The sequence below is a fragment of the Methylophaga sp. genome (assembly GCF_030651745.1).
Map to the genome: position 1 here is coordinate 1 of NZ_JAUSCC010000113.1, position 3,624 is coordinate 3,624.

The following is a 3,624-nucleotide window of genomic DNA, read 5'->3' on the forward strand; positions in this document are numbered from 1 at the left end:
CCACCCTTCACTACTTTAGCGACGCGGCGAATACCTACTAACTTTTCAATCAAGCCATCTGATGCGGCTTGGCGTTGTTCATTCTGTGCCATGAGTCTTACCTTATATAACTAGAACTGCAAGCCGTTTTCACGAGCTGCATCAGCCAGGGCCTTAACGCGACCGTGATAACTAAAACCGGAACGATCAAAGGCAACTTGTGTGATACCTTCTTTTACTGCACGTTGTGCAACAGTCTTTCCAACCAATTCGGCTGCAGCTACATTTCCAGTAGCTTCAAGTGCTTTTTTCACTTCCGGATCTAAAGTTGATGCTGATGCAACTACTTTAGAGCTATCGTGAGTAAGGACCTGTGCATAGATATGACGCGGCGTTCTGTGAATTGTGAGTCGGTAGACTTCCAATTCTCTGATTTTGGCACGCGCTCTTGCAGCTCTGCGTAATCTTGACGATTTTTTATCCATGATTCAGCCTAATTATTTTTTCTTAGCTTCTTTACGAGCAACATATTCATCTGAATAACGAACACCTTTACCTTTGTAAGGTTCTGGTGAGCGATAAGCACGAATATCTGCCGCCACTTGTCCGACCGCTTGTTTGTCAGCGCCCGTAACAACAATTTCAGTTTGACTTGGGGTTTCAACTGTAATTCCAGCAGGCACACTGTATTGAACAGGATGCGAAAAACCCAAAGTCAGGTCGAGTTTGTCACCCTGTGCCTTAGCACGGTAACCAACACCTACCAATGTTAATTTCTTTTCAAAACCTTTTGAGACACCATCGACCATGTTACTGATCAGAGCTCTTGCTGTACCAGTTAAAGCAACAGCTTGTTTTGAATTGTTTTTTGCGACGGTCTTGAGTGCAGAACCTTCCTGCGACACTTCTACATCGGCATGAAAAGTACGTGACAATGTTCCTTTCGAACCTTTAACCGTAACTTCACTACCGTTGAGAGCAACCTCAACACCAGCAGGAATTTCAACTGGCGCATTTGCAATACGTGACATGTTCTATCTCCTGGAAATAAGGCTTAGCTAACGGCACACAGGACTTCACCGCCCTGACCAAGTGCACGCGCTTTACGATCAGCCATCACACCTCTAGAGGTAGACACGATAGCAACACCGAGACCACCGATAACTTGCGGAATTTTATCCGCTGAACGGTAAACTCGAAGACCTGGACGGCTGATGCGGTTGATTTGTTCGATAACCGGTTTGCCTTCAAAATATTTCAGGCTAATGCTCAACAGGGGTTTGCCTGCATTTTCATTAACACTGAAATCAGCAACATAACCTTCATCTTTAAGAACCTGAGCGATGCTCAGCTTTACTTTAGAAGAAGGCATTGTTACGTCAACTTTATTTGCTTGTTGGGCATTGCGAATACGCGTCAACATATCAGCAATTGGGTCAGTCATACTCATTTAATTTAGCTCCACTAAACAGATTGGCAACTACCAACTCGCCATGACTAGGCCAGGGATATCGCCATTCATTGCATGTTCGCGCAGTTTGTTTCTTGAAAGACCAAACTTACGGTAATAACCGTGTGGACGACCAGTAATTTCACAACGATTTCTCATACGTACTGCACTTGAGTTACGTGGTAAAGCATGAAATTTCTTTGCAGCAACTTCACGTTCTTCCATACTCAATGATGAATTGATCATTTGTTTTTTCAATTCAGCACGTTTGGCAGCGTATTTTTCTACCATTTTTGCTCTTTTAATCTCGCGATTAATCATGCAACGTTTAGCCATAACTTATTCCACCCGGACTTGGTTTATTTTCTAAAAGGAAACTTGAACGCAGTCAATAAAGCACGTGACTCTTCTGCAGTTTTTGCAGTGGTGGTAATGGTAATGTCCATACCGCGTGTTTTATCGATCTTGTCAAACTCAATTTCAGGGAAAATGATTTGCTCTTTAATCCCCATACTGTAGTTTCCTTGACCATCAAATGATTTCGGGTTTAATCCACGAAAGTCACGAATTCTCGGAATAGAAATGCTGATCAAACGATCGAGAAAGTCATACATGCGATCACTACGCAATGTAACTTTACATCCAATCGGCCAACCTTCACGCACTTTGAAGCCGGCAACTGATTTACGTGCTTTAGTAACAACAGCCTTCTGACCGGAAATAGCTTCCATATCAGCAACAGCGTTTTCCAGCACTTTCTTATCAGTCAACGCTTCACCAACACCCATATTCAGAGTGATTTTGGTTATGCGGGGCACTTCCATAACGGATTTATAGCCAAACTGTTCTTGCAATTGTTTGACTACTTCTTCACGATAAATTTGTTTTAATCTGCTCACTTTAATATCCCAACTCTAAGCTCAAGCGCCAACGGTTTCGCCGTTCGACTTGAAGACGCGAACTTTGCGGCCATCTTCGAGAAATTTGAAACCTACTTTATCGCCTTTTCCAGAAGCTGGATTCAGCAAAGCAAGATTCGACCCATGAATTGGCATTTCTTTTTCAACAATACCACCTGTGCGACCTAACGCCGGGTTTGGCTTAGTGTGCTTTTTGACAAGATTGATGCCTTGAACAACAAACTTACCACCTTCGACCCGACGCAGGATTTCGCCTTGTTTACCACGGTCTTTACCTACCGTAACAACAACTTGATCGCCTTTTACTAATCTTTCCATCCTTCAGCGCTCCTACTTAAAGTACTTCCGGTGCCAATGAAATGATCTTCATGAATTTTTCACCACGAAGCTCACGCGTGACCGGGCCGAAAATACGTGTACCAATTGGCTGATGTGCAGCATTCAATAAAACGGCAGCGTTAGTATCGAAGCGGATAACCGAACCATCAGGACGGCGAACACCTTTACGAGTTCTAACGATGACTGCATTGTGCACATCACCTTTCTTTACTTTTCCACGCGGCGCAGCCTCTTTAATGGTGACTTTAATAACGTCACCAATTCCGGCATAACGACGGTGTGAACCACCTAAAACTTTGATGCATTCTACTCGTTTAGCACCGCTATTATCGGCCACATCGAGACTGCTTTGCATTTGAATCATGGTCTAAACTCCAAACTGAATAGTTGCTTATTTCGCACGATCAATAATGTCGACCAGCTTCCAGCACTTCGTCTTAGACAGTGGGCGCGATGAGGCAACACTTACTACGTCACCGACATTACATTCATTCTTTTCATCATGAACATGTAACTTCGTTGAACGCTTTACATATTTTTTGTAGATCGGATGGGCAACACTACGTTCTACTAGAACAGTAATGGTTTTATCCATCTTGTCACTGACAACACGGCCAATTAACGAACGTGCATTTTTTTCTTGTTCACTCATTTCAGTGCCCTATTTATTCTCAGTCAGTACAGTCTTGATGCGTGCAATATCACGGCGCACACGCTTCAGCTCAGAATTACGTGTCAATTGGCCGGTAGCGTTTTGCATACGCAAATTAAACTGTTCCTTGTGAAGTTCACCCAGCTCTTTAGCCAGATCCTCAGCAGATTTTTGTCTAATTTCGCTCGCTTTCATTACAGTATCGCCCGAGTTACAAATGTCGTTTTAACAGGAAGTTTAGCTGCTGCAAGACGGAACGCTTCACGAGCGATCTCTTCAGTAAC

At 43.5% G+C, this 3,624-nt stretch carries 9 protein-coding genes and 1 pseudogene; all 10 read right to left on the reverse strand.

Going from position 1 to position 3,624, the window contains the following annotated elements; translation table 11 throughout:
* Positions 1-110: 110 nt before the first annotated feature.
* On the reverse strand, positions 111-464 hold the full coding sequence (rplR, locus tag Q7V21_RS12890) for a 50S ribosomal protein L18 (RefSeq protein WP_069296928.1): 354 nt from the start codon (positions 462-464) through the stop codon (positions 111-113).
* A 12-nt stretch (positions 465-476) separates the two neighbouring features.
* The gene (rplF, locus tag Q7V21_RS12895; RefSeq protein WP_069296929.1) at positions 477-1,010 is read right to left on the reverse strand and encodes a 50S ribosomal protein L6; all 534 of its coding nucleotides are present in this window, start codon (positions 1,008-1,010) and stop codon (positions 477-479) included.
* Between the two features lie 23 nt (positions 1,011-1,033).
* Positions 1,034-1,429: a 30S ribosomal protein S8 gene (rpsH, locus tag Q7V21_RS12900; protein ID WP_226069746.1), complete on the reverse strand. Its 396-nt coding sequence runs from the start codon at positions 1,427-1,429 to the stop codon at positions 1,034-1,036.
* Between the two features lie 30 nt (positions 1,430-1,459).
* Entirely contained in the window at positions 1,460-1,765 is a 306-nt protein-coding gene (gene rpsN, locus Q7V21_RS12905; RefSeq protein ID WP_014707481.1) for a 30S ribosomal protein S14, read from the reverse strand.
* 23 nt (positions 1,766-1,788) lie between these two features.
* The gene (gene rplE / locus Q7V21_RS12910; protein WP_069296931.1) at positions 1,789-2,328 is read right to left on the reverse strand and encodes a 50S ribosomal protein L5; all 540 of its coding nucleotides are present in this window, start codon (positions 2,326-2,328) and stop codon (positions 1,789-1,791) included.
* A gap of 21 nt (positions 2,329-2,349) precedes the next feature.
* The gene (gene rplX, locus Q7V21_RS12915) at positions 2,350-2,667 is read right to left on the reverse strand and encodes a 50S ribosomal protein L24 (RefSeq protein WP_069296932.1); all 318 of its coding nucleotides are present in this window, start codon (positions 2,665-2,667) and stop codon (positions 2,350-2,352) included.
* Between the two features lie 16 nt (positions 2,668-2,683).
* Positions 2,684-3,052: a 50S ribosomal protein L14 gene (rplN, locus tag Q7V21_RS12920; RefSeq protein ID WP_089418555.1), complete on the reverse strand. Its 369-nt coding sequence runs from the start codon at positions 3,050-3,052 to the stop codon at positions 2,684-2,686.
* Between the two features lie 27 nt (positions 3,053-3,079).
* Positions 3,080-3,340, reverse strand: coding sequence for a 30S ribosomal protein S17 (gene rpsQ / locus Q7V21_RS12925; RefSeq protein WP_069296934.1), 261 nt, complete (start codon positions 3,338-3,340; stop codon positions 3,080-3,082).
* Positions 3,341-3,349: 9 nt separating this feature from the next.
* A complete protein-coding gene (rpmC, locus tag Q7V21_RS12930) occupies positions 3,350-3,535 on the reverse strand; it encodes a 50S ribosomal protein L29 (protein ID WP_014707486.1) in 186 nt (61 codons plus the stop codon).
* A pseudogene (rplP, locus tag Q7V21_RS12935) lies at positions 3,535-3,624 on the reverse strand (50S ribosomal protein L16); the annotation flags it as partial. The gene rpmC and the pseudogene rplP, both read right to left, overlap by 1 nt.